Annotated in this window: 24 protein-coding genes; 9 read left to right on the top strand and 15 right to left on the bottom strand. The window is 71.7% G+C overall.

The genetic code is table 11. The features are described from left to right. Positions 1-73: 73 nt before the first annotated feature. Positions 74-754: an MBL fold metallo-hydrolase gene (locus ABZY12_RS04055; protein ID WP_356886843.1), complete on the top strand. Its 681-nt coding sequence runs from the start codon at positions 74-76 to the stop codon at positions 752-754. 9 nt (positions 755-763) lie between these two features. Here ABZY12_RS04055 and ABZY12_RS04050 read toward each other — a convergent pair whose 3' ends face one another. Next, positions 764-1,807 carry an NUDIX domain-containing protein gene (locus tag ABZY12_RS04050; protein WP_356887000.1) on the bottom strand — a complete coding sequence of 348 codons (1,044 nt, stop codon included), beginning with the start codon at positions 1,805-1,807 and terminating at the stop codon, positions 764-766. 215 nt (positions 1,808-2,022) lie between these two features. Between ABZY12_RS04050 and ABZY12_RS04045 the strand changes: the two genes are divergently transcribed. Beyond that, positions 2,023-2,253, top strand: a complete 231-nt coding sequence (locus ABZY12_RS04045; protein ID WP_356886841.1) for a hypothetical protein — start codon at positions 2,023-2,025, stop codon at positions 2,251-2,253. 82 nt (positions 2,254-2,335) lie between these two features. On the opposite strand, the gene ABZY12_RS04040 is transcribed toward ABZY12_RS04045, so the two are convergent. Beyond that, entirely contained in the window at positions 2,336-3,301 is a 966-nt protein-coding gene (locus ABZY12_RS04040) for an ROK family protein (protein ID WP_356886839.1), read from the bottom strand. Between the two features lie 200 nt (positions 3,302-3,501). Here ABZY12_RS04040 and ABZY12_RS04035 point away from each other — a divergent pair, with 200 nt between their 5' ends. After that, complete coding sequence (locus tag ABZY12_RS04035) at positions 3,502-4,482, top strand: LacI family DNA-binding transcriptional regulator (RefSeq protein ID WP_356886998.1); 981 nt, start codon at positions 3,502-3,504, stop codon at positions 4,480-4,482. Positions 4,483-4,507: 25 nt separating this feature from the next. Here the strand turns inward: ABZY12_RS04035 and ABZY12_RS04030 are convergent, their stop codons facing one another. The 6 genes from ABZY12_RS04030 to ABZY12_RS04005 form a co-directional block, all read right to left on the bottom strand. Next, positions 4,508-6,376, bottom strand: a complete 1,869-nt coding sequence (locus tag ABZY12_RS04030; protein ID WP_356886837.1) for a protein kinase — start codon at positions 6,374-6,376, stop codon at positions 4,508-4,510. An 84-nt stretch (positions 6,377-6,460) separates the two neighbouring features. Then, the gene (locus ABZY12_RS04025) at positions 6,461-7,750 is read right to left on the bottom strand and encodes an aldolase/citrate lyase family protein (RefSeq protein ID WP_356886835.1); all 1,290 of its coding nucleotides are present in this window, start codon (positions 7,748-7,750) and stop codon (positions 6,461-6,463) included. A 153-nt stretch (positions 7,751-7,903) separates the two neighbouring features. Then, positions 7,904-8,866 carry an electron transfer flavoprotein subunit alpha/FixB family protein gene (locus tag ABZY12_RS04020; protein ID WP_356886833.1) on the bottom strand — a complete coding sequence of 321 codons (963 nt, stop codon included), beginning with the start codon at positions 8,864-8,866 and terminating at the stop codon, positions 7,904-7,906. A 105-nt stretch (positions 8,867-8,971) separates the two neighbouring features. Further along, complete coding sequence (locus ABZY12_RS04015) at positions 8,972-9,757, bottom strand: electron transfer flavoprotein subunit beta/FixA family protein (RefSeq protein WP_356886831.1); 786 nt, start codon at positions 9,755-9,757, stop codon at positions 8,972-8,974. 189 nt (positions 9,758-9,946) lie between these two features. Further along, positions 9,947-10,462, bottom strand: coding sequence for a flavin reductase family protein (locus tag ABZY12_RS04010; protein WP_356886829.1), 516 nt, complete (start codon positions 10,460-10,462; stop codon positions 9,947-9,949). A 197-nt stretch (positions 10,463-10,659) separates the two neighbouring features. Continuing rightward, positions 10,660-10,980, bottom strand: a complete 321-nt coding sequence (locus tag ABZY12_RS04005; RefSeq protein ID WP_356886826.1) for a thioredoxin family protein — start codon at positions 10,978-10,980, stop codon at positions 10,660-10,662. A 236-nt stretch (positions 10,981-11,216) separates the two neighbouring features. Here ABZY12_RS04005 and ABZY12_RS04000 point away from each other — a divergent pair, with 236 nt between their 5' ends. Further along, positions 11,217-11,939, top strand: coding sequence for a lysophospholipid acyltransferase family protein (locus ABZY12_RS04000; RefSeq protein WP_356886824.1), 723 nt, complete (start codon positions 11,217-11,219; stop codon positions 11,937-11,939). A 27-nt stretch (positions 11,940-11,966) separates the two neighbouring features. Here the strand turns inward: ABZY12_RS04000 and ABZY12_RS03995 are convergent, their stop codons facing one another. The 5 genes from ABZY12_RS03995 to ABZY12_RS03975 all read right to left on the bottom strand — a co-directional run bounded on the left by ABZY12_RS03995 (position 11,967) and on the right by ABZY12_RS03975 (position 16,611). Beyond that, positions 11,967-12,659 carry a phenylalanine--tRNA ligase beta subunit-related protein gene (locus tag ABZY12_RS03995; protein WP_356886822.1) on the bottom strand — a complete coding sequence of 231 codons (693 nt, stop codon included), beginning with the start codon at positions 12,657-12,659 and terminating at the stop codon, positions 11,967-11,969. Positions 12,660-12,672: 13 nt separating this feature from the next. Beyond that, the gene (locus ABZY12_RS03990; protein WP_356886820.1) at positions 12,673-13,272 is read right to left on the bottom strand and encodes a transglutaminase family protein; all 600 of its coding nucleotides are present in this window, start codon (positions 13,270-13,272) and stop codon (positions 12,673-12,675) included. 77 nt (positions 13,273-13,349) lie between these two features. Beyond that, positions 13,350-14,417, bottom strand: coding sequence for a low specificity L-threonine aldolase (locus tag ABZY12_RS03985; protein ID WP_356886996.1), 1,068 nt, complete (start codon positions 14,415-14,417; stop codon positions 13,350-13,352). A gap of 8 nt (positions 14,418-14,425) precedes the next feature. After that, a complete protein-coding gene (locus tag ABZY12_RS03980) occupies positions 14,426-15,178 on the bottom strand; it encodes an SDR family NAD(P)-dependent oxidoreductase (protein WP_356886994.1) in 753 nt (250 codons plus the stop codon). A gap of 26 nt (positions 15,179-15,204) precedes the next feature. Next, complete coding sequence (locus tag ABZY12_RS03975) at positions 15,205-16,611, bottom strand: DUF6421 family protein (RefSeq protein WP_356886818.1); 1,407 nt, start codon at positions 16,609-16,611, stop codon at positions 15,205-15,207. A gap of 312 nt (positions 16,612-16,923) precedes the next feature. On the opposite strand from ABZY12_RS03975, the gene ABZY12_RS03970 reads away from it, so the two are divergent. Further along, a complete protein-coding gene (locus tag ABZY12_RS03970; RefSeq protein WP_356886816.1) occupies positions 16,924-17,607 on the top strand; it encodes a glycerophosphodiester phosphodiesterase family protein in 684 nt (227 codons plus the stop codon). An 81-nt stretch (positions 17,608-17,688) separates the two neighbouring features. Here the strand turns inward: ABZY12_RS03970 and ABZY12_RS03965 are convergent, their stop codons facing one another. Further along, positions 17,689-18,240, bottom strand: coding sequence for a GNAT family N-acetyltransferase (locus ABZY12_RS03965; RefSeq protein ID WP_356886814.1), 552 nt, complete (start codon positions 18,238-18,240; stop codon positions 17,689-17,691). A gap of 175 nt (positions 18,241-18,415) precedes the next feature. On the opposite strand from ABZY12_RS03965, the gene ABZY12_RS03960 reads away from it, so the two are divergent. From ABZY12_RS03960 to ABZY12_RS03945, 4 genes are all read left to right on the top strand, one after another. Then, positions 18,416-18,973 (top strand): DUF5134 domain-containing protein, encoded by a 558-nt coding sequence (locus ABZY12_RS03960; protein ID WP_356886812.1) that lies wholly within the window; start codon positions 18,416-18,418, stop codon positions 18,971-18,973. 71 nt (positions 18,974-19,044) lie between these two features. Next, entirely contained in the window at positions 19,045-19,980 is a 936-nt protein-coding gene (locus tag ABZY12_RS03955; RefSeq protein ID WP_356886810.1) for a M56 family metallopeptidase, read from the top strand. Positions 19,981-20,022: 42 nt separating this feature from the next. Next, positions 20,023-20,700 carry a phosphatase PAP2 family protein gene (locus ABZY12_RS03950; protein WP_356886808.1) on the top strand — a complete coding sequence of 226 codons (678 nt, stop codon included), beginning with the start codon at positions 20,023-20,025 and terminating at the stop codon, positions 20,698-20,700. A gap of 129 nt (positions 20,701-20,829) precedes the next feature. After that, positions 20,830-21,507, top strand: coding sequence for a helix-turn-helix domain-containing protein (locus tag ABZY12_RS03945; protein ID WP_356886806.1), 678 nt, complete (start codon positions 20,830-20,832; stop codon positions 21,505-21,507). Here ABZY12_RS03945 and ABZY12_RS03940 read toward each other — a convergent pair. Beyond that, on the bottom strand, positions 21,480-23,003 hold the full coding sequence (locus tag ABZY12_RS03940; protein WP_356886804.1) for a hypothetical protein: 1,524 nt from the start codon (positions 23,001-23,003) through the stop codon (positions 21,480-21,482). The genes ABZY12_RS03945 and ABZY12_RS03940 overlap by 28 nt on opposite strands. Positions 23,004-23,199 lie beyond the last annotated feature (196 nt).

Here is a 23,199-nt window from a genome sequence, read left to right as displayed (position 1 = left end):
CTTCAGCGTTCGGCGAACTCGCCGAGAGCGTAGAGGCGTACGGCGGACGTGCGCGGCTGCGTACGTTCGCCGTATGGACCTCATCGAGATCACCCCACGGCTGCACATGCTCCGCTTCTCCATCGGCCAGGCGTATCTGTGGCGCGACGGGGAGGAGTCCACGCTGATCGACGCCGGGTGGGCGGGCTCGGCCGACGAGATGGAAGCGGCGCTACGGGAAGCGGGGCTGGATCCCGCCCGGCTGCGCCGGATCGTGCTCACGCACTGCCATCGGGACCATGTCGGGTCGGCCGGGGAGCTCGCGGACCGGTACGGAGCGGAGATCCTGGCCCACCGCCTGGACGCCCCGGTGATCCGGGGCGAGGCCCCCATCCCCGAGCCGGTGTTGCTCGACTGGGAGGTCCCCCTCTACGAGCACGGCCTCACCGTGCCCGAGGCGCCGCCCACCCGGGTCGACCGGGAGCTCGAGGACGGAGACGTGCTGGACTTCGGCGGCGGGGCCGTGGTGGTGCACACCCCGGGGCACACGGACGGCTCGCTCGCGGTCCATGTGCCGCGCCACGGCGTGCTGTTCACCGGGGACACGGTGGCATCGGTGCGGGGGGTGTCGTTCGGCGTCTTCCATGTGGACCGCGAGCGTGCGATGGCCTCGATGCGGCGGCTGGCGGAACTGCGGCCCTCGGTGATCTGCTGCGGCCACGGGGATCCGGTGACTGCGGACGCGGCGCGGCAGCTGTCGGCGGCGCTGGGATAGGCCGACGGTTCAGCCGACGGGCACGCCGGCCTCGAGGTTCAGTACGGTGCCGCGTTCGCGGGCGCGCAGGGCCCACCGCAGGCGCCGGTAGCGGACGGGCGGGAGAAGGTCGGCGGCCTCCTCCTCGGTGACGAAGCGCCAGCCGCGCAGCTCGGCGCCGGGGAGCAGAAGGTGGTCGGCCCGGGCGGCGGGCAGCCGGCCCCCGTCGAAGAGGAGCCGCAGGCCGCCGTAGCCGGGAGGCTGGGGACGTTCCCAGTCGACGAGCAGCAGACGGGGTACGGCGTCGAGTTGGAGCCCGATCTCCTCGGCCACCTCGCGCATGCCGGCGCGGGCGGGCGGCTCGCCGGGTTCGACGACGCCGCCGGGGAACTCCCAGCCGGGTTTGTAGGTGGGGTCGACGAGCAGGACGCGGTCCCGTTCGTCGAAGAGCAGGACACCGGCGGCCAGCGTCTCACCGGTCGGCTCGGGCGTCTGGACGATGCCGCAGGAACCGGCGGCGCCGGTGTGGAGGGCTTCGGCGACGGCGGCGGCCGCCTCGGCGGGGGTGAGGGCCGAGGTGTCGACGGTGTGGGCGTCGGCGGCGAGCCAGTCGGCCCGGGCGGCCTGGTAGGGCTCGATGTGGTCGAGGGACCACCGGCGGACGCGTTCGAGGGTTTCGGGGTCGGAGTCGTCGGGTGTGCGGGTGGTGATCCGCTCGCGCAGGATCGTTTCGTCGGGGGCGAGCAGAACGTGCAGCACCTCGATCCGGCGGGCGGCGAGACCGCCGAATATCTCGTCGCGGTACTCCTGCCGCAGCAGGGTCATGGGGACGACGAGCACTCCGCCGACCTCGGCGAGCAGAGCGGCGGCGGTGTCGACGACCAGTCGGCGCCAGATCCGCAGGTCCTGGAAGTCGTCGACCTCGGCGAGTCGTTTCTGCGGCAGCAGACAGTTCATCGCGCCGCCGATGAGTTCGGGGTCGTACAGGGTGCTGTTCGGGATCAGATCGACCAACTCGCGCGCGGTGCTCGACTTCCCCGCGCCGAACGCACCGTTGATCCAGACGATCACGATTCCCCCTCTTCGGTAGCCCTCAGTGGCTTGCCCGCAACACCCTGCCACGGAAACCGCCGTGGGAAACCGGGTGATCCGGTCGTCACGGGGGCCTGAGTCTGCCGGGTGGGGGTACGCGGAGTACAGGACGCCTCACGGAACGAACGCGCGTACGGGCCGATGTGTGACATTTCGAGGCGAACTGTCGTTGGACGGGTGAGGCAAGGGGTGGCGAGATGAAGCGAACGGTATTGGAGAAGTTTCCCGCGGGAGGGCCGCGGGGCAGCTGGCCGGCCGAGGAGTTCGCCAGCGCGCGCCGGGACGAGGGGCTCCCGGCGAAGGTGGTCATGGACCTGGAGGCCGACGCGTTCCTGGTGATCGTGGAACAGCGGACGGCTCGGCCGGCGAAGCCGGCCGGAGCGAGGGTGTCGGCACGGGCATCGGCATCGGTACAGAGCTGCGGCTGACCGCCCGTCAGCGGCCACTGGCATGGACGTGGACGTTCCGCCCCATCGCCGTACCGGTGGGCGCCATCGCGCGCCGGCCCGGTCAGCCCGGGACCGGTGCTCCGTTCCGAGGGGCGGGGACCGCCGCCGCGGCCGCGCCGAGGAGGCCGGCGTCCGTGCCCGTGAGGGCGGGAGCGACCACGAGGTCGCGGACGAAGGACAGCGTGGCGTAGGAGCGCAGGCTGCGGCGCAGCGGGGCGAAGAGGACCTCTCCGGCCCCCGCCACTCCCCCACCGATGACGGCGATGTCGATCTCGACCAGCGTGGCGGTGGCGGCGATTCCGGCCGCGAGCGCCTGCGCGGCGCGTTCGAAGGAGGCCACGGCGACCGGGTCACCGGTCCGCGCCGCGGCGGCCACCGCGGCGGCCGAGGTGTCACCGTCGGGCCCGGGGCGCCAGCCGTTCTCCAGGGCGCGGCGCGCGATATGGGGCCCGCTGGCGATCCGCTCCACGCAGCCGCGTCCGCCGCAGGCGCAGAGGTCGCCGTCCAGATCCACGCTGATGTGGCCGATGTGGCCGGCGTTTCCGGTGGGACCCGAGTGCACCCGCCCGCCGAGCACCAGTCCCCCACCGACGCCCGTGGAGACGACCAGACACAGCGCGTTGTCATGACCGCGGGCCGCGCCCTGCCAGTGTTCGGCCGCCGTCATGGCGACTCCGTCGCCGACGAGGGTGACGGGGCGGCCGCCGGCCACCCGGCGTACCCGCTCCACCAGCGGAAAGCCGCGCCAGCCGGGGACGTTGACCGGGCTGACGGTGCCGGCGGAGGCGTCCACCGGGCCGGCGCTGCCGATGCCCACCGCGTGCGCCGCGTCCCACAGGGGCGAGCCCGCCAGCTCGGCGAGCACCTCCTCGACCGCGCGCATCACCGTCTCGCCGTTCTCCCGCGCAGGGGTCGGCCGCTGCGCCCGTACGAGGATCCGGCCGCCGCCGTCCACCAGCGCGCCCGCGATCTTGGTACCGCCGATGTCCAGGGCGACGACGAGGCCGGCGACGAGGTCGGTTTGCATGGCGCGGGGTCTCCCGGAGGGCAGGCGAGGGCGGTAATGGGTGTGACCTACAGTCTCCTCTCCTCTGACAACGTTGTCCAGGGCCTATGCTCGACAACATCACGACGGCATCCGCCGAGCCGCCCGACGAGACAGAGGATCTGCGCACCGTGGCCGACAACGCCCGCCGCCCCGAACACCTTTACGGCAATCGGCCCACGATGAAGGATGTCGCGGCCCGGGCCGGTGTCGGACTCAAGACGGTCTCGCGGGTGGTCAACGGCGAGGCGGGGGTCACTCCCGACACCGAGCGGCGGGTCCAGGAGGCCATCGACTCCCTCGGCTTCCGCCGCAACGACAGCGCACGCGTCCTGCGCAAGGGCCGCACCGCCTCGGTCGGGCTGGTCTTGGAGGATCTGGCCGACCCCTTCTACGGCCCGCTCAGCCGTGCCGTCGAGGAGGTCGCCCGTGCCCACGGGGCGCTGCTCATCAACGGTTCCAGCGCGGAGGACCCCGACCGGGAGCGGGAGTTGGCGCTGGCGCTCTGCGCCCGCCGGGTCGATGGGCTCATCGTCATTCCGGCCGGCTCCGACCACCGTTATCTGGAACCGGAGATGAAGGCGGGGGTCGCGACCGTCTTCGTCGACCGCCCGGCGGGCCGGATCGACGCCGACACGGTCCTCTCGGACAGCTTCGGCGGCGCGCGGGCCGGAGTCGCCCATCTGATCGCCCACGGCCACCGCCGGATCGGCTTCATCGGCGACCAGCCCCGCATCCACACCGCGACCGAGCGGCTGCGCGGCTACCGCGCGGCGATGGAGGACGCGGGTCTGGCGATCGAGGACTCCTGGGTCTCGCTGGGGCCGACGGACCCGGAGCGGGTACGGGACGCGGTGACGGCGATGGTGTCGGGCCCGGAGCCGGTCACCGCGGTCTTCGCCGGGAACAACCGCGTCACGGTCACGGCGGTGCGCGCGCTCGCCGGCCGCCGGCACCCGGTGGCCCTGGTGGGGTTCGACGACATCGAGCTGGCCGACCTGCTCGGCATCACCGTCATCGCCCAGGACGCGGCGGCGCTGGGCCGTACGGCGGCGGAACGCCTCTTCCGCCGTCTGGACGGCGCCGACGAGGCACCGGCCCGGGTGGTCCTGGAGACGACGCTGATACCCCGGGGATCGGGCGAGATCGCGCCGCCGTCGTAGGCCCTGGGCCGCCGGCGTCGGCCGCTCAGCAGACCGGGAGGCCCGGCACCGGCTGGTCGTTGTCGCCGCCCTTGAGGTTCACGACGTTGACGTACACGTCGGTGTTGCCGCTGTCGTCGTCCGTCCTGGCCCACCAGACGTTGGTCCACTCGCCGTGCGTCTCACGCCGCCCCAGATCGCTCTGGCAGTAGAAGTAGTTGGTACCGGCGTTCAGGATGCCCATCTCGGCTCCCGAGTGGCTGTACGACGTCGCCGTGCGCCACACCTGGCAGTCGTACTTCCCCGCGCCCCGGGAGTGACAGGCCGGCGCGGGCTGCGTGGCCTGCCCGCCGCCGCTCGTCGTGGCCGTGCCCCCGGTCGTCCCACTGCCTCCGCTCGCCGTACCGCCTCCGGAGGCGCTTCCGCCGGTGGTGGTGCCTCCGCCGTCCGTACCGCCGCCGCCGGAACCGGGCAGGGGCGGCTTCGACACCCTCGACGGGGACGGCGAAGCGGAGTCCGTCGCGCCCGCTTTCGAGGGGGCGGTGGACGCGTTCGCCGAACCCACGCCGCCCGGGTCGAGGGCACGACCGGGGTCCGCCCCGGGGCTGTTGGGCGACGTCTGGTCTCCGGCCAGTCGCTCCTGCCCCTTGCCGTCACCCTGCCCGACGAGGGCGTAGGTCACGCCGCCGCCCGCCAGCAGAACGGCGGCGACGGCCGCGGCGACCAGCGCCATGGACCGCTTGGGTGCGGGCTGTTGCTGCGGCGCGGCGGCGGTCGGGTTCGGCGGCCCGGCCGGGGTGTACCCGGCCGACGGGAACCCGCCGGCCGGTGCGGTGGAGGAGGGCGTCACCGGGGACGCCGCGGGGCCGAAGCCCTCGGCGTGGGCGGGCGCGGGGGCGAATCCCTCGGCGGCGGGCGGCACCGCGGGGCCGAAGCCCTCGGGGCGCCCGGTCGCGGGGCCGAAGCCCTCGGGGCGGTGCGGGACCGCGTTCGGTTCGGTCGGCACGGGCGCGGCCCCCGGAATCCCGTACGGCGTGACGGCACCGGCGGAGGCGGACGGCGCGACCGGGCCGGCGTCGCCGCCCCGGGCCACGGCGCCGAGGAGGCGAGCCGCCGACCTGGCGTCGGGGCGCCGTGCCGGGTCCTTGTCCATCAGCTGACGCAGCACCGGCCCGAGGGGGCCGGCGTGGCGCGGCTCAGGCAGGGGCTCCACGACGATGGCGTTCAGCGTCGACCAGGTGGACGTGCGGCGGAACGGGGAGGAGCCCTCCACGGCCGCGTAGAGCGTGGCGCCCAGCGCCCAGACGTCGGAGGCGGGTCCCGGCTGCTGTCCCTGGGCGCGCTCCGGGGCCAGGTAGTCCAGCGAGCCGACGATCTCGCCGCTGCGGGTGAGACGGGTGGCCGAGCCGTCGCCCGGGTCGTCCATGGCGGCGATCCCGAAGTCGGTCAGGACGACCCGCCCGCTCCGGTCGAGGAGGACGTTGCCGGGCTTCACATCGCGGTGGAGCACACCGACCTCGTGCGCGGCCGCCAGCGCCTCCAGGACGGCGGCACCGATCCGGGCGGCCTCCCTCGGGTCCAGGACGCCGCGCTCGCTCAGGACGTCGTCGAGCGAGGGTCCGTCGACGAGCTCCATGACGATGACGGGGCGGCCCTGATGGTCGGTCACATCGTGGACGGCGATGACCCCGGGGTGCCGCACACGGGCCGCCGCACGGGCCTCGCGCTGCATCCGCAGGCGCAGATCGGCCAGTTCCGGCCCCGACGAGTCGTTGTAGGCCCGCAGTTCCTTGACGGCCACCTCGCGGCCGAGGACCTCGTCGACGGCGCGCCAGACGACGCCCATGCCGCCCCTGCCCAGTTGGCGTACGACTCGGAAGCGGCCGGCGAGCCGCTCGTTCTCCCCCGAAGACACCGATGCCCCGTTCTCTGTCGGCTGTGTGGAACGCGTACAGAGTACGGGGCTCGGGGGCGGCCTCCGAGCGGTGGCTCGGTGCGGTTACGGGGCGGTGCCGGTCAGGTCGCCGCGGCGCGGTGCGGCGAAGCGGTCGAGGTCGGCGCGGGTCAGACCGGTGAGGGCGTCGACCTCGGCGGTGTCCAGGGCTCCGCAGTCGATGCCGCGCAGCAGGTACGAACCGAGGGCCTTGGCGGTGGCGGGCTCGTCCATGACGTCGCCGCCCGCGTGGTTGGCGTAGGCGGACAGGCGCTTGGCGGCGGCCTCGAAGCCCTCGCGGTAGAAGGCGAAGACAGCGGCGTAGCGGGTGGGGATGTGGCCCGGGTGCATGTCCCAGCCCTGGTAGTAGGCGCGGGCGAGGGCACGGCGGGTGAGGCCGTAGTGCAGGCGCCAGGCCTCGTGGACGTGCTCGGTGGAGCCGACGGGCAGGACGTTGGTGGAGCCGTCGGAGACCCGTACGCCGGTGCCGGCGGCGGCGACCTGCATGATCGCCTTGGCGTGGTCGGCGGCCGGGTGGTCGCTGGCCTGGTAGGCGGCGGAGACGCCGAGGCAGGCGCTGTAGTCGAAGGTGCCGTAGTGCAGTCCGGTGGCGCGGCCCTCGGCGGCGTCGATCATGCGGGCCACGGCGGCGGTGCCGTCGGCGGCGAGGATGGACTGGCTGGTCTCGATCTGGATCTCGAAGCCGAGACGGCCGGCGTCCAGGCCGTGGGCCTTCTCGAAGGCCTCCAGGAGGCGCACGAAGGCGGAGACCTGCTCGGGGTAGGTCACCTTGGGCAGCGTGAGGACGAGACCGTCGGGGAGGCCGCCGTTCTCCATGAGGCCGGTGAGGAAGATGTCGGTGGTGCGGATGCCGCGGTCGCGTACGGCGGCCTCCATGCACTTCATCCGGATGCCCATGTAGGGGGCGGCGGTGCCGTTCTCGTACGCCTCCGAGATCAGCCGGGCGGCGCGTGCCGCATCCTGATCCTCGTCCTTGCCCGCGTATCCGTCCTCGAAGTCGACGCGGAGGTCCTCGATCGGCTCGCGCTCCAGCTTGGCCCGTACGCGGCCGTACACGTCCTCGGCGAGCGCGTCGGGGAGGCCGAGGACGGCGGCGAAGGAGCGGGCGTCGGCAGCGTGCTCGTCGAGGGCGGCGAGGGCCTGGTCGCCCCAGGAGCGGATGGTTCCGGCGTCGAAGACGTTGCCGGGGACGTAGACGGTGTGGACGGGCTGGCGGGTGCCGGGGTCTCCCGGGTAGCGGCGGTCCAGCTCGGCGTCCACGGCGGCGAGGGAGGCGCTGATGCCCTCGCTGACCGCGCCCGCGAGGCTCGTGGCGACCTTCTCCTGCTGACCCATTCCCACACCCTTCTCTTTTCCGCTTCACGGAATCAACAATCCGTATAGCGAAGTTAGTAGCCCGTCGGGACCTGAGTCAATGGTTGTCCGAAACGGCCGGGGGCCGCGCGGTGATCATCACCACGCGGCCCCCGGACCGTACAGAACCGCAGGTCAGCCCTTGCGGGACTTGACCTCCTCGGTCAGCTGCGGGACGACCTCGAAGAGGTCGCCGACGACGCCGTAGTCGACGAGGTCGAAGATCGGGGCCTCGGCGTCCTTGTTGATCGCGACGATCGTCTTCGACGTCTGCATACCCGCGCGGTGCTGGATCGCGCCGGAGATGCCGGACGCGATGTACAGCTGCGGCGAGACCGACTTGCCGGTCTGGCCGACCTGGTTGGAGTGCGGGTACCAGCCGGCGTCGACGGCCGCGCGCGAGGCACCGACGGCCGCACCGAGCGAGTCGGCGAGCGCCTCGATGATCGCGAAGTTCTCGGCGCCGTTGACGCCACGGCCGCCGGAGACGACGATCGCGGCCTCGGTCAGCTCCGGACGGCCGGTGGACTCGCGCGGGGTGCGCGCGGTGACCTTGGTGCCGGTGGCCAGCGCGCCGAAGGAGACCGCGAGGGCCTCGACGGCGCCGGCGGCCGGGGCGGCCTCCACGGGGGCCGAGTTCGGCTTGACCGTGATGACCGGGGTGCCCTTGGAGACGCGGGACTTGGTGGTGAAGGAGGCCGCGAACGCGGACTGCGTCGCGACCGGGCCCTCGTCGCCGGCCTCGAGGTCGACGGCGTCGGTGATGATGCCGGAGCCGATGCGGACCGCGAGGCGGGCGGCGATCTCCTTGCCCTCGGCGGAGGACGGGACGAGCACGGCGGCCGGGGACACCGCCTCGTAGGCGGCCTGCAGCGCGTCCACCTTCGGTACGACGAGGTACTCGGCGAACTCGGGGGCATCGGCGGTCAGGACGCGGGTGGCGCCGTGCTCGGCGAGGGCCGGGGCGGTGGCCTCGGCGCCGGCGCCCAGCGCGACGGCGACGGGCTCGCCGAGGCGGCGGGCCAGCGTCAGCAGCTCCAGGGTGGGCTTGCGGACGGCGCCGTCGACGTGGTCGACGTAGACGAGAATCTCAGCCATGGGGATTCAATCTCCTGCGAACGAAAAGGGGGCGGACTGATCGGCTCGCGCGAGCCCTTGGATGCCGTGTGTCGACCCGGGGGGCGACCCCCGGACCCCCAGCGGCTAGATGAACTTCTGGCTCGCGAGGAACTCGGCCAGCTGCTTGCCGCCCTCGCCCTCGTCCTTGACGATCGTGCCGGCCGTGCGGGCCGGACGCTCCGCCGCCGAGTCGACCGCGGTCCAGGCGCCCTCCAGACCCACTTCCTCGGCCTCGATCTCGAGGTCGGAGAGGTCCAGGGACTCCACCGGCTTCTTCTTGGCGGCCATGATGCCCTTGAAGGACGGGTAGCGGGCCTCGCCCGACTGGTCCGTCACCGACACGACGGCCGGGAGGGACGCCTCCAGCTGCTCCGACGCGGTGTCGCCGTCACGGCGGCCCTTCACGACGCCGTCCTCGACCTTGACCTCGGACAGCAGCGTGACCTGCGGGACGCCCAGGCGCTCGGCGAGGATGGCCGGGAGGACACCCATGGTGCCGTCGGTGGAGGCCATACCGGCGATGACGATGTCGTAGCCGGTCTTCTCGATCGCCTTCGCGAGCACCAGCGAGGTGCCCATGACGTCGGTGCCGTGCAGGTCGTCGTCCTCGACGTGGACGGCCTTGTCGGCGCCCATGGACAACGCCTTGCGCAGCGCGTCCTTGGCGTCCTCGGGGCCGACCGTGAGGACGGTGACCTCGGCGTCGTCCGCCTCTTCGGCGATCTGCAGCGCCTGCTCGACCGCGTACTCGTCGAGCTCCGACAGCAGGCCGTCGACGTCGTCGCGGTCGACGGTCAGGTCATCGGCGAAGTGCCGGTCGCCGGTGGCGTCGGGCACGTACTTCACACAGACAACGATCCTCAAGCTCACGCCGGCTCTCCTACTGCATCGTCATAACTGGGCTGCCTTGTTGCTCGCAGCATAGGCGCCTGAAGGGCGGGTTTCCGGTTGGGGCGGCTTGGGCCCCGGCCGAAATATTACTCGTCAGTACACCCAGTTCGTTACCAGTAAGCAAGCGCTCAGGTGTGTGACCTTAGCAACGCGCGGCGCGCGGAACTCTCAGTCGCGCAGGGCGGTGAAGCGGCCCTGGTGGTAGAGCAGCGGCCGGCCCGCTCCGGCGGGGTCTCCGGCGACCGCCTGGGCCATCACGATCCGGTGGTCGCCGGCCGGGACCCTGGCCACCACCCGGCAGACCAGCCAGGCGAGGACGCCGTCGAGGACCGGGACCCCCTCGGGGCCCACGCTCCAGCGCGTGGGATCGCCGAACCGGTCGGCGCCGCTGCGCGCGAACGTCTCGGCCAGTTCCCGCTGGTGCTCGCCGAGTATGTGGACGCCGACGTGCTCCGCCTCGGCGATCACCGGCCAGCTGGAGGAGGAGGTGCCCACGCCGAAGGAGATCAGGGGAGGCTCCGCGGCGACGGAGCTGAGGGAGGTGGCGGTGAAGCCGACGGGGCGGTCCCCGCCGGCGGTGATGACCGCGACACCGGCGGCGTGCTGCCGGAAGACGGAACGGAGGAGATCGGGAGAGGCCTGCCGGGGAGCGCGCACGGTGCGGAGCTCGGGCGAAACCGTCATGGAACTGTCCTTCTGCGGGGGCGTCGTGAAAGGGGTCCGTGGGGTGTCAGACACCCGGACAGCGCGCGCTCGCGTCGCGGGCCAGGTCCACGTGGACCCGCCCATGGAGAAGGAGTTCTGGGGGCATCCCGTCAGCCTGACGATCGTCGGCGGGTGCAGTCAAGCTCGTCCCGGGATGTGGGAGATGTGTCACCGCGTCAGACGGCCCGGCCGAGCGCGGCGATGACATCGGCCCGGCGGGGCTGTCCGGAGGCCCGGACGACGATCCGCCCGGCGCGGTCGAGGACGAGCACCGTGGGGGTCCGTACGATCTCCATCGCGCGCACGAGGTCGAGCCGCTCCTCGGCGTCGATCTCCACATGCCCCACGCCCTCGATCATCTCCGCGACCTCGGAGAGGGTCCGCCGGGTGGCACGGCAGGGCTGGCAGAACGCCGTCGAGAACTGCACGAGGGTGGCCCGCTCCCCCAGCGGGGCGCCCAGCGCCTCGACGCCCAGCACCTCCGGCTGCCCGCTCATGTCCGTTCTCCCGCTCTGCTCGCCGCCTCGTTCCGCTCCGTGCAGCGTCCCACGGCACGGTTCGATTCCCGCCACAGCGGGCAGGCGTGACGAGAATCTCCCCGTGCGAAGCCGTCAGGACTGGTCACCGGCGGCCGCATGGGGCACGATCTGCCCAAAGCCGAAAACCTACGGCCGCGTAACTTCCGCCGGGAGAACCCTCCCCAGGCACCGAATGAAGAAGGGGTTCCTCTCAGATGGCAGAACTCGTCTATCGGCCGGTCATCGGCGCCGCACTCACCCTGTTCAAGGCGCTGGACCTCAAGATCGACACTCAGGGTTCGGAGCACATCCCGCGCACGGGTGGCGCGGTGCTCGTGAGCAACCACATCAGCTATCTGGACTTCATCTTCACGGGCCTGGCCGCGCTGCCGCAGAAGCGTCTGGTGCGTTTCATGGCCAAGGACTCGGTGTTCCGGCACAAGGTGTCCGGCCCGCTGATGCGCGGCATGAAGCACATCCCGGTGGACCGCTCCCAGGGCGAGCACGCGTACCAGCACGCGCTGGAGTCCCTGAGGGCCGGCGAGATCATCGGGGTCTTCCCCGAGGCGACCATCTCGCAGTCGTTCACGCTCAAGAGCTTCAAGTCGGGTGCCGCGCGGCTCGCGCAGGAGGCCGGGGTTCCGCTGATCCCCATGGCCCTGTGGGGCACGCAGCGGATCTGGACCAAGGGCCGTCCCCGCAACTTCAAGCGCAGCCACATCCCGGTGACGATCCGGGTCGGCGAGCCGATGGAGGCTCCGGCGGACCAGTACGCGGGCGCGATCACCCGACGGCTGCGCGACCGCGTCCAGGAGCTCCTGGAGGCCGCGCAGCGCGCCTATCCCGTACGCCCCAAGGACGCGGGCGACACCTGGTGGGTGCCCGCGCACCTCGGGGGCACGGCTCCGACTCCGGCTCAGGTCAAGGAAGCCGGCTGACCGGTCGGCCGGCGCTTCGCCGCGAGGTCACGCCGGGGTGCGGACCGTGATCCGCGCCCCAGGGCTCAGCTTCTCGAGCGACTCGGCGAGCTCCGTGCCCGCCGCCGTGAGCTCCGCGACGGTCATCGGGGCCAGCGACTCCAGCAGGAAGATCGCGTTGACCGTGCCGTCCTCGATCCGGGTGCGCGGTCCCTGGCGCCAGTTCCAGCGCCGGCAGGTGACACCCGCCTCGTCGCGCCAGACGATCTCGCCCGGCTCCGGGTGCTCCACGGTCTCCTCGCCGCCGGCCATGGTCACGAACGGCTCGTCACCGGTGGCCCGTACGAGCCGCATCTCGCCCTGGATCTTGTCCAGGTCCTCGCCGCCCACCGGGATGAGATGGGCGACGCTGATCGCGTTGTAGGCGTCGACGAGCCGGTTGATCCGGGGCAGGCCGCCGTCCGCGAGCGCGCGCTTGGCGAGCGCCTCGGCGGAGTTGCGGGTGCGGGACGGCTTGGCCCCGAACGCCGAGTACGCCGCGCGCCAGGCCGCGATGTGCGGGTCCTTGTCCGGGGTGCCCCCGGCGATCCGCTCCGCGAGGCGTCGCGCCGCGTCGTCGAGCAGGGCCGAACTGGCCTCGTCGCTCGGCCCGTTGACGAGACCGTGGGCCTCCACGGCGAGGTGGGTGAAGCCGGGGACGAGGGCACGTACCTCGTCGGCCACGGTGAGGGTGAGGGGCATCGTCGTCCTTGCGTCAGAGTTCCGTCGGAAGGGTCCGCGTGAGGTGCGGCCGGTCGCGAGCGGAGTGCAGCGCGCTCAGGACGGCCGGATGCGGTTCAGCATAGAGCACCGGATAATCCACTTCACTGCACTCCGGTCGGACGGGCCATGCCAGCCGTTCCGCACCCAGGGAGAACTGGGCGTCGACGCCGGGCTTGTTCCCCCGGGGATCCTGCCTCGCCCACGCCGCCTCGTCGGGGAGCCGGACGGCGATCAGCCCGTGGACGATCGGGTTCGACCCGTCGTCGTCGGTGAGCCGCTGATAACAGAGCGCGGCGGGGATCCCCTCGGCGCGGAGCAGCGCGGCGAGCGCGTGCGCCTTGGCGTGGCAGATGCCCGTTCCCCGCGCGAGCACGTCGGAGGCGCGCCAGGTGACCCTCGGGTCACCGGAGTCGGACGAGTGCGGGATGGCGTCCCGAACGAACTCGAAGGCGGCCTTGGCGTATGCGTATGCGTCGGGGTGTTCGGCGCGCAGCCGGGCCGCGACCTCCCGCACCACGGGGTGCTCATGATCGATGGCCGCGTCGACGGCGAGGTAGGCCGAGAGTTCCGGTTCCCGCTGGATGAGTTCCATGCGCCCGGAGCGTAGAAAGACGGCCGACCGGAGTCAATCGATTTCCGGTCGGCCGTATACCTATGCGCACTGCGCGGCTAGCGCGCCATCTCTTCCTTCAGCGCCTGGAGGAACGCGTCGACGTCGTCCTCCGTGGTGTCGAAGGAGCACATCCAGCGCACGTCGCCGGCCGCCTCGTCCCAGAAGTAGAAGCGGAAGCGCTTCTGCAGCCGGGTGCTCACCTCGTGCGGGAGCCGCGCGAAGACCGCGTTGGCCTGGACGGGGTAGAGGATCTCCACGCCGTCGACCCCCCGCACACCGGCCGCGAGCCGCTGCGCCATGGCGTTGGCGTGGCGGGCGTTGCGCAGCCACAGGTCCTTGGCGAGCAGCGCCTCCAGCTGCACCGACACGAACCGCATCTTGGACGCGAGCTGCATGGACAGCTTGCGCAGATGCTTCATGTGGCTCACGGCGTCCGGGTTGAGGACCACCACGGCCTCGCCGAACAGCATGCCGTTCTTGGTCCCGCCGTACGAGAGGACGTCCACGCCCACCGCGTTGGTGAACGCCCGCATGGGGACGTCCAGCGACGCGGCGGCGTTGGCTATCCGGGCACCGTCGAGGTGGACCTTCATGCCCTTGGCGTGGGCGTGCTCCACGATGGCCCGGATCTCTTCCACGGTGTAGACCGTGCCGAGCTCGGTGTTCTGGGTGATCGAGACGACCTGCGGCATGGCCCGGTGCTCGTCCTCCCAGCCCCATGCCTGCCGGTCGATGAGCTCGGGCGTGAGCTTGCCGTCCGGGGTGGGCACGGTGAGCAGCTTGAGGCCGCCCATGCGCTCGGGCGCACCGCCCTCGTCCACGTTGATGTGGGCGGACTCGGCGCAGATCACGGCGCCCCAACGGTCGGTCAGCGCCTGCAGGGCGGTGACGTTCGCACCCGTGCCGTTGAAGACCGGGAAGGCTTCCGCGGTGGGGCCGAAGTGGCTGTGCATGATCCGCTGGAGGTGCTCGGTGTAGTCGTCCTCGCCGTAGGCGATCTGATGACCGCCGTTGGCGAGCGCGATCGCGGCGAGCACCTCGGGGTGCGCTCCGGCGTAGTTGTCGCTCGCGAAACCCCGGACCGACGGGTCGTGGTGACGACTCGCGTCGGTCCTGGGGGGCATCGCCGATGTCACGGCTTGGGGGTCAGCCACAGACGCTGTCCATTCACTTCCTGTGCGGGCCGGTCCCAGACACCGGCGATCTCGTCGGCCAGATCCTTGACGTCGGTGAAGCCCGCGAACTTCGCATTCGGGCGCTCGGCGCGCATGGCGTCGTGCACCAGTGCCTTGATCACCAGGATGGCAGCCGCCGCCTTGGGACCGTCATCGCCCCCCGCCTTGCGGAAGGCGTCCCCCAGCGCCAGGGTCCACGCCTCGGCCGCGGCCTTGGCGGCGGCGTAGGCCGCGTTGCCGGCGGTGGGCTGGGAGGCGCCCGCAGCGCTGATGAGCACATAGCGGCCACGGTCGCTGCGCAGCAGCGGGTCGTGGAAGGCGAGCGAGGTGGACTGGACGGTGCGGATCAGCAGCTTCTCCAGGAAGCCCCAGTCGGCGAGGTCGGTCTCGGCGAAGGAGGCGCTGCCGCGCCAGCCGCCGACGAGGTGCACGAGGCCGTCGATCCGGCCGAACTCCTTCTCGGTCTTGTCGGCCCACTCGCGCGCCGCGCCGACGTCCAGGAGGTCGACGGTGTCCCCGACGACGGTGGCGCCGCCGTGCGCGTACCGGGCGGCGTCGACCGCCTCGGCCAGGCGGGCGGGATCGGCGTCGGAGGCGACGACGATGGCACCGGCTTCGGCGAGCCGCATCAGCGCGGCCCGCCCCGCGGGGCCCGCCGCTCCCGCGACCGCGATGACGGCACCCTCCAGCGATCCGCCGTTCCCGTTCATGGTCGTCGCCTCCTCCGTGACTGAGTTCACGCGGCAGCCTGCTCGGCCCGCGAAGCGTTCGCGGCGGTGATGCCCTTGGTGGACGCGATCACGCCCTTGAGCTTCTTGGAAAGGGCCTCATAGAACATGCTGAGCGGAAACTCGTCCGGAAGCACGTCGTCGACGAGCTTGCGCGGCGGCTGCGTCAGGTCGAGGGCGTCGGGGCCCTTGGCCCAGCGCGAGCCGGGGTGCGGGGCGAGGTAGGTGGAGACGAGTTCGTACGCCTTGAACCAGTGGACCAGCTTGGGGCGGTCGATGCCGTCGCGGTACAGCTTCTCGATCTCGGCGCAGAGCTGGTTGGTGACCTCGGGGGCACGCTCCCAGTCGATCCTGAGCGTGTTGTCGGTCCAGCGCACCACGTCGTGCTTGTGGAGGTACGCGAAGAGGAGCTGGCCGCCCAGGCCGTCGTAGTTGCGGTCGCGGTCGCCGGAGACCGGGAAACGGAACATCCGGTCGAAGAGGACGGCGTACTGCACGTCGCGGCCGTGGGGGTTGCCCTCGGCGTCCAGCTTCACGGCCTCCTTGAAGGCGGTGAGGTCGCAGCGCAGCTCCTCCAGACCGTACATCCAGAACGGCTGGCGCTGCTTGATCATGAAGGGGTCGAACGGCAGGTCGCCGTGGCTGTGGGTGCGGTCGTGGACCATGTCCCACAGCACGAAGGCGGACTCGCAGCGCTTCTGGTCGTGGACCATGGCGGCGATGTCCTCGGGCAGGTCGATGCCCAGGATGTCGACGGCGGCCTCGGTGACCTTGCGGAAGCGGGCGGCCTCGCGGTCGCAGAAGATGCCGCCCCAGCTGAAGCGCTCGGGGGCCTCGCGCACGGCGATGGTCTCCGGGAAGAGGACGGCCGAGTTGGTGTCGTAACCGGCGGTGAAGTCCTCGAAGGTGATGCCGCAGAAGAGCGGGTTGTCGTAGCGGGTGCGCTCCAGCTCGGAGAGCCACTCCGGCCAGACCATGCGCAGCACGACGGCTTCGAGGTTGCGGTCCGGGTTGCCGTTCTGCGTGTACATCGGGAAGAGCGCCAGGTGCTGGAGCCCGTCCACGCGGTCGGCGGCCGGCTGGAAGGCCAGCAGGGAGTCCAGGAAGTCGGGGACCTCGAAGCCGCCCGCGGCCCACTTGCGCAGGTCGGCGACGACGGCGCGGTGGTACGCGGCGTCGTGCGGAAGCAGCGGGGAGAGCTGCTCCACCGCGGTCACGATCCGGTCGATCGTGGCCTCGGCGAGCGCGCGGGACGGCGCGCCCTCGGCGGCGAAGTCGATCGACCCGTCCTTGCTCTGCCAGGGACGGATCTGCTCCACGGCATTCTTGAGCTCGGGCCAGGCAGGGTGGTGGATCACCGGGTCAGAGGTGGATATCCCCCCACCGATCACGTCCTGCACAAGAATTTCCGTCATTCCACTTCCTCCACAGGAGAACCTAGCGTCAAGACACCGTATCCATTCGCGGTTCCTTCCCACAAGAGGAGCAAGGGAAATTATCCTGCGCCACCCCTATGGTCACCGTGAATTTTCCTGTCAGGACGGGCTGAGGCGCTCGCATCCACCGCCTGGCTCCGCACCGGGCCCTCTGCGGCGAGGACCTCGGAACGGCGCGTTCCCACGCCCCCCGCGCGTGCGCTTCCCTCTTCGGTCCCAGCGATTAGGCTGCGCCACCACCGGGGAGACCGGAGGGACCCGGGCCCGGACATCGACGGAAGCGAGAAGATCTTGAGTTTCCTCACCATCGGTCATCGCGGAGTCATGGGCGTCGAACCCGAGAACACCCTGCGCTCCTTCGTCCGCGCCGAGCAGGCCGGCATGGACGCCATCGAGCTGGATCTGCATCTGAGCAAGGACGGCGCCCTCGTCGTCATGCACGACGCCGACGTCGACCGGACCACGGACGGCAGCGGGCCGATCGCCGAGCTGACCCTCGCCGAGTTGCGCGAGCTGGACGCCGGCGACGGGGAGCGTGTGCCCGTCTTCGAGGAGGTCCTGGACGCGGTGAGCTCCCCGCTCCAGGCCGAGATCAAGGACGTGGCGGCGGCCAAGGCCCTCGCCGAGGTGATGCTGCGCCGCGACCTGGCCGGCCGGGTGGAGGTCCTCTCCTTCCACGACGAGGCCCTCGCGGAGATCTCCCGGCTGGTCCCCGGGGTCCGTACCGCGCTCGTCGCGGACCGCTGGGGTGCGGACGTGGTGGACCGGGCGAAGGCGGTCGGGGCCGGCGCCCTCGTGCTCAACATCCGGCACCTCACCCTGGAGACCGTGGAGCGGGCCCACCGAGAGGGGCTGCGGGTCATCGGCTGGGTGGTGAACACCCAGGACCACCTGCGGCTGGCCCGGGCCCTGAACCTGGACGGCGCGACGACCGACCATCCCGAGATCCGCCGCACCGGCCGCTTCACCGCGTGACGGTCCGGCCCGGACCAGGGGCCCGCCCCGGACCGACGGCCCGACTCGGACCGACGGCTTGACTCAGACCAACGGCTTGACTCAGACCAACGGCTTGACCAGGAGCTCGAACTGGAGGTCGTCGCGCTGCGGCAGACCGAAGCGCTCGTCGCCGTACGGGAACGGCGTCATCTCTCCCGTACGGCGGTAGCCGCGCCGCTCGTACCAGGCGATGAGTTCCTCCCGCACCGAGATCACCGTCATGTGCATCTCCCGCGCGCCCCAGATCTCGCGCACCCGGCGCTCCGCCTCGGCGATGATCCGGCGGCCGAGACCTGCTCCCTGGAGCTCGGGGCGGACGGCGAACATGCCGAAGTAGGCCACCTCACCGCGCTGTTCGAGCTGGCAGCAGGCGACGACCTCACCGTCCCGCTCGACCACCATCAGCCGGCTGCCCGGGGTGGTGATGACGGCGCGCACGCCTTCCGCGTCGGTGCGCTGCCCCCGCAGGATGTCCGCCTCCGTCGTCCAGCCGGCCCGGCTGGAGTCGCCCCGGTAGGCCGACTCGACGAGCGGCACGAGCGCCGGCACGTCGTCCTCGACCGCGTCGCGGTAGGTGATCCGGCCGGTGTCCTGGGGCGCGGCGGTGTCCATGGTGTTCGGTCTCCCCTCGGGGCGCTGACGATCGGTGGAGGCGATCGCCCCGAGCCTAACGCGGGCGGCGCGCCCCCCTCGTACACCCTCGCGCGCCTCTGCGCTCGCGTGTGACCCCGCGGGGACGGGCATGCAGGTGGGGACCGAGCGGCACCGTCGGAGGGGGAGGTGTGCCGTGCACGGACCGGGGTTCTCGGGGTGGCCGGCGTGGCTGTCGGTCGTGTTGTGCGGGGCGAGCGGGGTCTACTGCCTGCTGCGGACGCGCGGCTGCGCCGGTGCGGAGCGCAGGGCGGCGGCGGGCGAGGCCGTGATGGGCTTCGGGATGGCGGCGATGGCGCTGCCCGCGGCGGTGCTCTCGCCGCCGGTCTGGAGCTGGGCGGTCTACGCGGTGGTGTTCGGCGCGGCGGCGCTGGGCGCGCTGTCCGGGGTACGGCGCGGCGGACATCATCTGCACCACCTGGTGGGCTCCTCCGCCATGGTCTACATGGCGGTGGCGATGGCGGCCCCGGCGCAGGGAGCGCACGGGGGTCACGGCGGCGGGGGCATACCGCTCCTGACGGGGGTGCTCCTCGCGTACTTCGCGGTGTACGTGCTGCGTTCCGGAGCGCGGCTCGTCCCGGTGGGGGTGCCGGGCGCCGGTCCGCCGCCCGGAGGGGACGCACGGCCCGAGTTCACGCGCGTCTGCCGGCTGTCGATGGCACTGGCGATGCTGGCGATGCTCGTGGCGCTGTGAAACCCGTGGCGTACGTCACTTGCCGTGCGAGGTCATACCCCCGGGTAGCACCGCACTCATAGGCTGACGCCATGTTGGTCTCCCTCGCGCTGCTCGCGCTCGGCCTCCTGACCGCCGTCGTGGCCCCGCGACTGCTGTCGCGGTCCGACTGGGCGGAACGCGAGCCCGTGGTCGCGCTGTGGGTGTGGCAGTGCGTGGTGGCGGCGGTCCTGGTGAGCTTCGCCCTGTCGATGACGTTCAGCGCGGCGGCCGCCTGGCAGGTGGTACGGGGACAGATCTTCGCTCCCGCCCCGCACGGGGTGCTCGAGGCGTACGAACTGGGCACCCACCGGCCCTGGTCGGCGGTGCTCGCCGTGGTCCTGGCCTGTGGCGGGCTGTGGACGGGGGCGATGCTGGGCCGGGAGATCCGCCGGGCGCGGGCCCGGCGTCGGCAGCGCCGCCGTGAACTGCTGGTCCGCTCCCCGCTCTTGCCGGGCGAGGAGCCGGGCGGCGAGCGGCTGGTGGTCCTGGAGGGTGAGCGCGCGGACGCCTGGTGGCTGCCGGGGGCCGCGCCTCAGCTGGTCATCACGACGGCCGCGCTGCGCAGGCTGAAGGGGCGGCAGCTGGACGCCGTCCTCGCGCACGAGCAGGGACACGCCCGGGCCCGCCACGACTGGCTGCTGCACTGCTCGGCCGCTTTGGCCGGCGGCTTCCCGGGGATCCCCGTCTTCGCGGCCTTCCGCGACCAGATGCACCGGCTGGTGGAGCTGGCCGCCGACGACGTGGCCTCGCGGCGCTTCGGGCGGCTGACGATCGCGCTCGCGCTGGTGGAACTCAACGAGGAGCGCGGGGTGTTCGGGCCCGGCCAGGCGCCGGACGCCGATCTGCCGCACCGGGTGAACCGGCTTCTGACGGCCGCTCCGCGGCTCACGGCGGGGCGACGGCTGCGGCTGACCGCGGCGGCGGCGTTCGTGCCCGTGGTGCCCGTCCTGGTGGCGTTCGTCCCGGCGTTGAAGGTACTCGGTTAGCCGGCGCGGGAGTAGACCGGGGAAGTCGGGGAAGATCGTCTCATGCGCTCCTCCGCCGTCGTCTCCGGTGCCCTGGCCCTGCTGCTGCTCGTTCTGGTGGCCGCCGGGTGGCCGCCGTTGCTCTCTCTGGACCGGTCGGTCTCGGAGGCGCTGCACGAAAGCGCCGTCGCCGAGCCCGGCTTCACCCGGCTCAACCGAATTCTCACCGACTGGGTGTGGGACCCGTGGACGATGCGCGCGCTGATCGCCGCCGCCGTGGTGACGCTCTGGTGGCGACGCGAGCGCCGGCCGGCGCTGTGGCTCGCGGGGACGAGCCTGGTGGCGGCGGGGGTCCAGCAGGGGGTGAAGGCGGCGCTCGGCCGGGAGCGGCCGAGTTGGCCGGATCCCGTCGACTCGGCGCAGTACGCGGCGTTCCCCTCGGGGCACGCGCTGACGGCGACCGTGAGCTGCGGGCTGCTGCTCTGGGTGCTCGCGCTGCACTGGCGCGCGACCTGGCGGGGCTGGAGCGTCCTCACCGTGGTGGCCGTGGTGTCGGTGCTCGGCGTGGGCTGGACCCGGGTCTATCTGGGGGTGCACTGGACGTCGGACGTGGTGGCCGGCTGGCTGCTCGGCTGGAGCCTGGTCGCTGTGGCGATCATCACGTACCGCCGGAGCGGCGGGAACCGGGGCGGAGAGGGTGGCCTCGGGAGCGATCGGAGGAGAATGGGAGAAACGCACTGAAGCCGCCTGTCCTGGACGATCCCCCGCGTCGCCCAGAACAGACGGCAAACCCGCTGACCAGGCACGAAGGCGCGACAGCAGGATGCGCTGAGTATATTGGCCGCGAGCCAGTCAACGCAGGAGTCCAGCATGTCCCCGCGTAGCGCATCGGTCAATGAAGAGCTTCGGAGGCGTTCTCGCGAACGGCTTCTGCAAGCCACCGTCGAACTGGTCTCGGAGCGTGGTTACGAAGCCACGACGCTGGCCGACATCGCCGAGCGGGCCGGCTCGGCGCGCGGGCTGATCTCGTACTACTTCCCGGGAAAGCGGCAGCTGCTGCAGTCCGCGGTGCACCGGCTGATGCATCTGACCCTGGAAGAGGCGCTGGAGCGCGAGCCGCGCACGGAGGACGGGCGGGAGAGGCTGGCACGGGCGATCGACGCGATCCTGGGCCTGGCCGTGAGCCGTCCGGTCCTGATGCGGACGCACATGGCGGGCATCCTCCAGGCCGAGGGGTTCGTGCAGTGCCCGGAGCAGCAGCGGCTCGCGTTCCTGCTGCGGGACACGGTGACGCGGTACGGCTCCCCGGACGTGGACACGGAGTATCCGCTGCTGCGGGCCCTGTTGATGGGCGCGGTCGTGGCGGTGCTGCTGCCGGGTGCGCCGATGCCGGTGGCGAGGCTGCGGGCGGAGCTGTTCCAGCGGTACGGGCTCGACTGGGACATGGGCATGCCGCCGGGCGGGGGTCCACCCGACGGCATGCGAGCGGTCCGGTCCGGATTACCGGCCCGGGTGCCGCGTCAGTCGTCGGCGAAGTCGTCGAAGTAGTCCGGCTGCGTCTGGACGTTGAGTTCGTCCATCCGGACCCGCTTCGCGGGGTCGGTGCGGCGGTCGTCGAGCTTCAGCACGTCGAAGCCCTTGACCATGTCGTTCGAGTAGATGTGGCCGTTGTAGTAGTACGCCGACCAGGAGCCGCCGCCGGCGAACGTCGTGGCGGAGATGGGACCGCGCTCGAAGTACGCGATCTCCCTCGGCTTGCGGGAGTCGGTGAAGTCCCAGACGGAGACGCCGCCCTGGTACCACGCCTGGACCATGAGGTCCTTGCCCTTGACCGGGATCAGCGAGCCGTTGTGGGCGACACAGTTCTCGGTGTCCGCCTGGTGGCGCGGGATCTTGTAGTAGCTGCGGAAGACGAGGTCGCGCTCGCCGCCCTTGCCGACGATGTCGTAGATGCCGTTGGCGCCCCGGTTGGGGCCGACGGCCGCGTTGCAGGTGGCGGCGCCGCCGCCGCCGAGCTCGTCGGTGAAGACGACCTTGTTCGCCTTCTGGTTGAAGGTCGCCGAGTGCCAGAACGCGAAGTTGACGTTGTCCTGGACCTGGTCGATCACCTTGGGGCGCTCGGGGTCCTTGATGTCGAACAGGATGCCGTCACCCATGCAGGCACCGGCCGCGAGGTCCTTCGAAGGCAGCACGGTGATGTCGTGGCAGCCGGTGGTCTTGGAGACTCCCGGGTTGGTCGGACCACCGGGGTTGCCACCGCCGTCCGGACCCTCGCCCGGGAAGAGGACGGGGAAGCCGGTGATCGCGGCCTTCTCGGGCGCCTTGCGGGGCACCTTGATGACCGTGATGCCGTCGTGCGGCGGCTGGCAGTCCGGGAACGCGGCGTTGGGCGAGTACGAGGAGACGTAGACGTACACGTTCCTGCGCTCGGGCACCAGCGTGTGGGTGTGCGAGCCGCAGGCGGTCTCGACGGCGGCGACGTACTTCGGGTTGGCGATGTCGCTGATGTCGAAGATCTTCATGCCCTCCCACGAGGACTTCTCCGTGGCCGGCTGGCTGGTGCTGGCACAGGAGTTGTCGCTGCGGGAGGAGTCGGTGGAGAGGAAGAGCAGGTCGCCGGAGACGGAGATGTCGTTCTGGGAACCGGGGCAGAGCACCTGGGCGACGGTCTTGGGGGCGGCCGGGTTGCTGATGTCGAAGATCCGGAAGCCGTCGTAGTTGCCGGCGAAGGCGTACTTGCCCTGGAACGCCAGGTCGGAGTTGGTGCCCTTGAGCGCGTCCTTGGGGATGTTCACCAGGTGCTTGATGTTGTCGGTGTGGACGATCTCGTCCACACCGGGTATCTCGCCGCTCTGGATGGCGGACCGCGCCTCGGCGGCCTGCTCCGAGGAGACGGTGCCCCGCACCGGGGCGTCGCCCGGGTCGGGTGTGGCGGCCGCGGGGCCGGTCGCGAGCAGGCCGACCAGCAGTCCGGCCGCGGCGGTGGCCACACCCAGACCTCTGATCCGTGTGCGCGGAGTACGCGTGGTACGCAACGAAGTCACTCCGTCCTCCCTTGTATCCGTTCGAGTCGAACGGTCGATGGACCTCGGCAGTATCGTCCTTAGCGTGCACATCTCAACAGATGGCAACACAGACGTCATCAAGGTTTTTGATCAGCGACCCGAGGACACGACCTAGGAACGCTCCTCGCCCCTTGGCCGCTCCCTTCCTGGAAACCCCGTGGAAGTCCCCCTGGAG

Origin of the sequence: Streptomyces sp. NPDC006551, assembly GCF_040611675.1 — a bacterium.
In the GTDB taxonomy this organism is placed as follows: Bacteria; Actinomycetota; Actinomycetes; order Streptomycetales; family Streptomycetaceae; genus Streptomyces.
This window is presented reverse-complemented; position numbering and strand designations above follow the sequence as displayed.

What these genes read in the sequence shown, in the direction of transcription:
- ABZY12_RS04055 (WP_356886843.1), top strand. Translation starts at nt 74, where the DNA reads ATGGACCTCATCGAGATCACCCCACGGCTGCACATGCTCCGCTTCTCC.
- ABZY12_RS04045 (WP_356886841.1), top strand. Translation starts at nt 2,023, where the DNA reads ATGAAGCGAACGGTATTGGAGAAGTTTCCCGCGGGAGGGCCGCGGGGC.
- ABZY12_RS04040 (WP_356886839.1), bottom strand. Translation starts at nt 3,301, where the DNA reads ATGCAAACCGACCTCGTCGCCGGCCTCGTCGTCGCCCTGGACATCGGC.
- ABZY12_RS04035 (WP_356886998.1), top strand. Translation starts at nt 3,502, where the DNA reads ATGAAGGATGTCGCGGCCCGGGCCGGTGTCGGACTCAAGACGGTCTCG.
- ABZY12_RS04025 (WP_356886835.1), bottom strand. Translation starts at nt 7,750, where the DNA reads ATGGGTCAGCAGGAGAAGGTCGCCACGAGCCTCGCGGGCGCGGTCAGC.
- ABZY12_RS04020 (WP_356886833.1), bottom strand. Translation starts at nt 8,866, where the DNA reads ATGGCTGAGATTCTCGTCTACGTCGACCACGTCGACGGCGCCGTCCGC.
- ABZY12_RS04010 (WP_356886829.1), bottom strand. Translation starts at nt 10,462, where the DNA reads ATGACGGTTTCGCCCGAGCTCCGCACCGTGCGCGCTCCCCGGCAGGCC.
- ABZY12_RS04005 (WP_356886826.1), bottom strand. Translation starts at nt 10,980, where the DNA reads ATGAGCGGGCAGCCGGAGGTGCTGGGCGTCGAGGCGCTGGGCGCCCCG.
- ABZY12_RS04000 (WP_356886824.1), top strand. Translation starts at nt 11,217, where the DNA reads ATGGCAGAACTCGTCTATCGGCCGGTCATCGGCGCCGCACTCACCCTG.
- ABZY12_RS03995 (WP_356886822.1), bottom strand. Translation starts at nt 12,659, where the DNA reads ATGCCCCTCACCCTCACCGTGGCCGACGAGGTACGTGCCCTCGTCCCC.
- ABZY12_RS03990 (WP_356886820.1), bottom strand. Translation starts at nt 13,272, where the DNA reads ATGGAACTCATCCAGCGGGAACCGGAACTCTCGGCCTACCTCGCCGTC.
- ABZY12_RS03985 (WP_356886996.1), bottom strand. Translation starts at nt 14,417, where the DNA reads ATGCCCCCCAGGACCGACGCGAGTCGTCACCACGACCCGTCGGTCCGG.
- ABZY12_RS03980 (WP_356886994.1), bottom strand. Translation starts at nt 15,178, where the DNA reads ATGAACGGGAACGGCGGATCGCTGGAGGGTGCCGTCATCGCGGTCGCG.
- ABZY12_RS03975 (WP_356886818.1), bottom strand. Translation starts at nt 16,611, where the DNA reads ATGACGGAAATTCTTGTGCAGGACGTGATCGGTGGGGGGATATCCACC.
- ABZY12_RS03965 (WP_356886814.1), bottom strand. Translation starts at nt 18,240, where the DNA reads ATGGACACCGCCGCGCCCCAGGACACCGGCCGGATCACCTACCGCGAC.
- ABZY12_RS03955 (WP_356886810.1), top strand. Translation starts at nt 19,045, where the DNA reads ATGTTGGTCTCCCTCGCGCTGCTCGCGCTCGGCCTCCTGACCGCCGTC.
- ABZY12_RS03950 (WP_356886808.1), top strand. Translation starts at nt 20,023, where the DNA reads ATGCGCTCCTCCGCCGTCGTCTCCGGTGCCCTGGCCCTGCTGCTGCTC.
- ABZY12_RS03945 (WP_356886806.1), top strand. Translation starts at nt 20,830, where the DNA reads ATGTCCCCGCGTAGCGCATCGGTCAATGAAGAGCTTCGGAGGCGTTCT.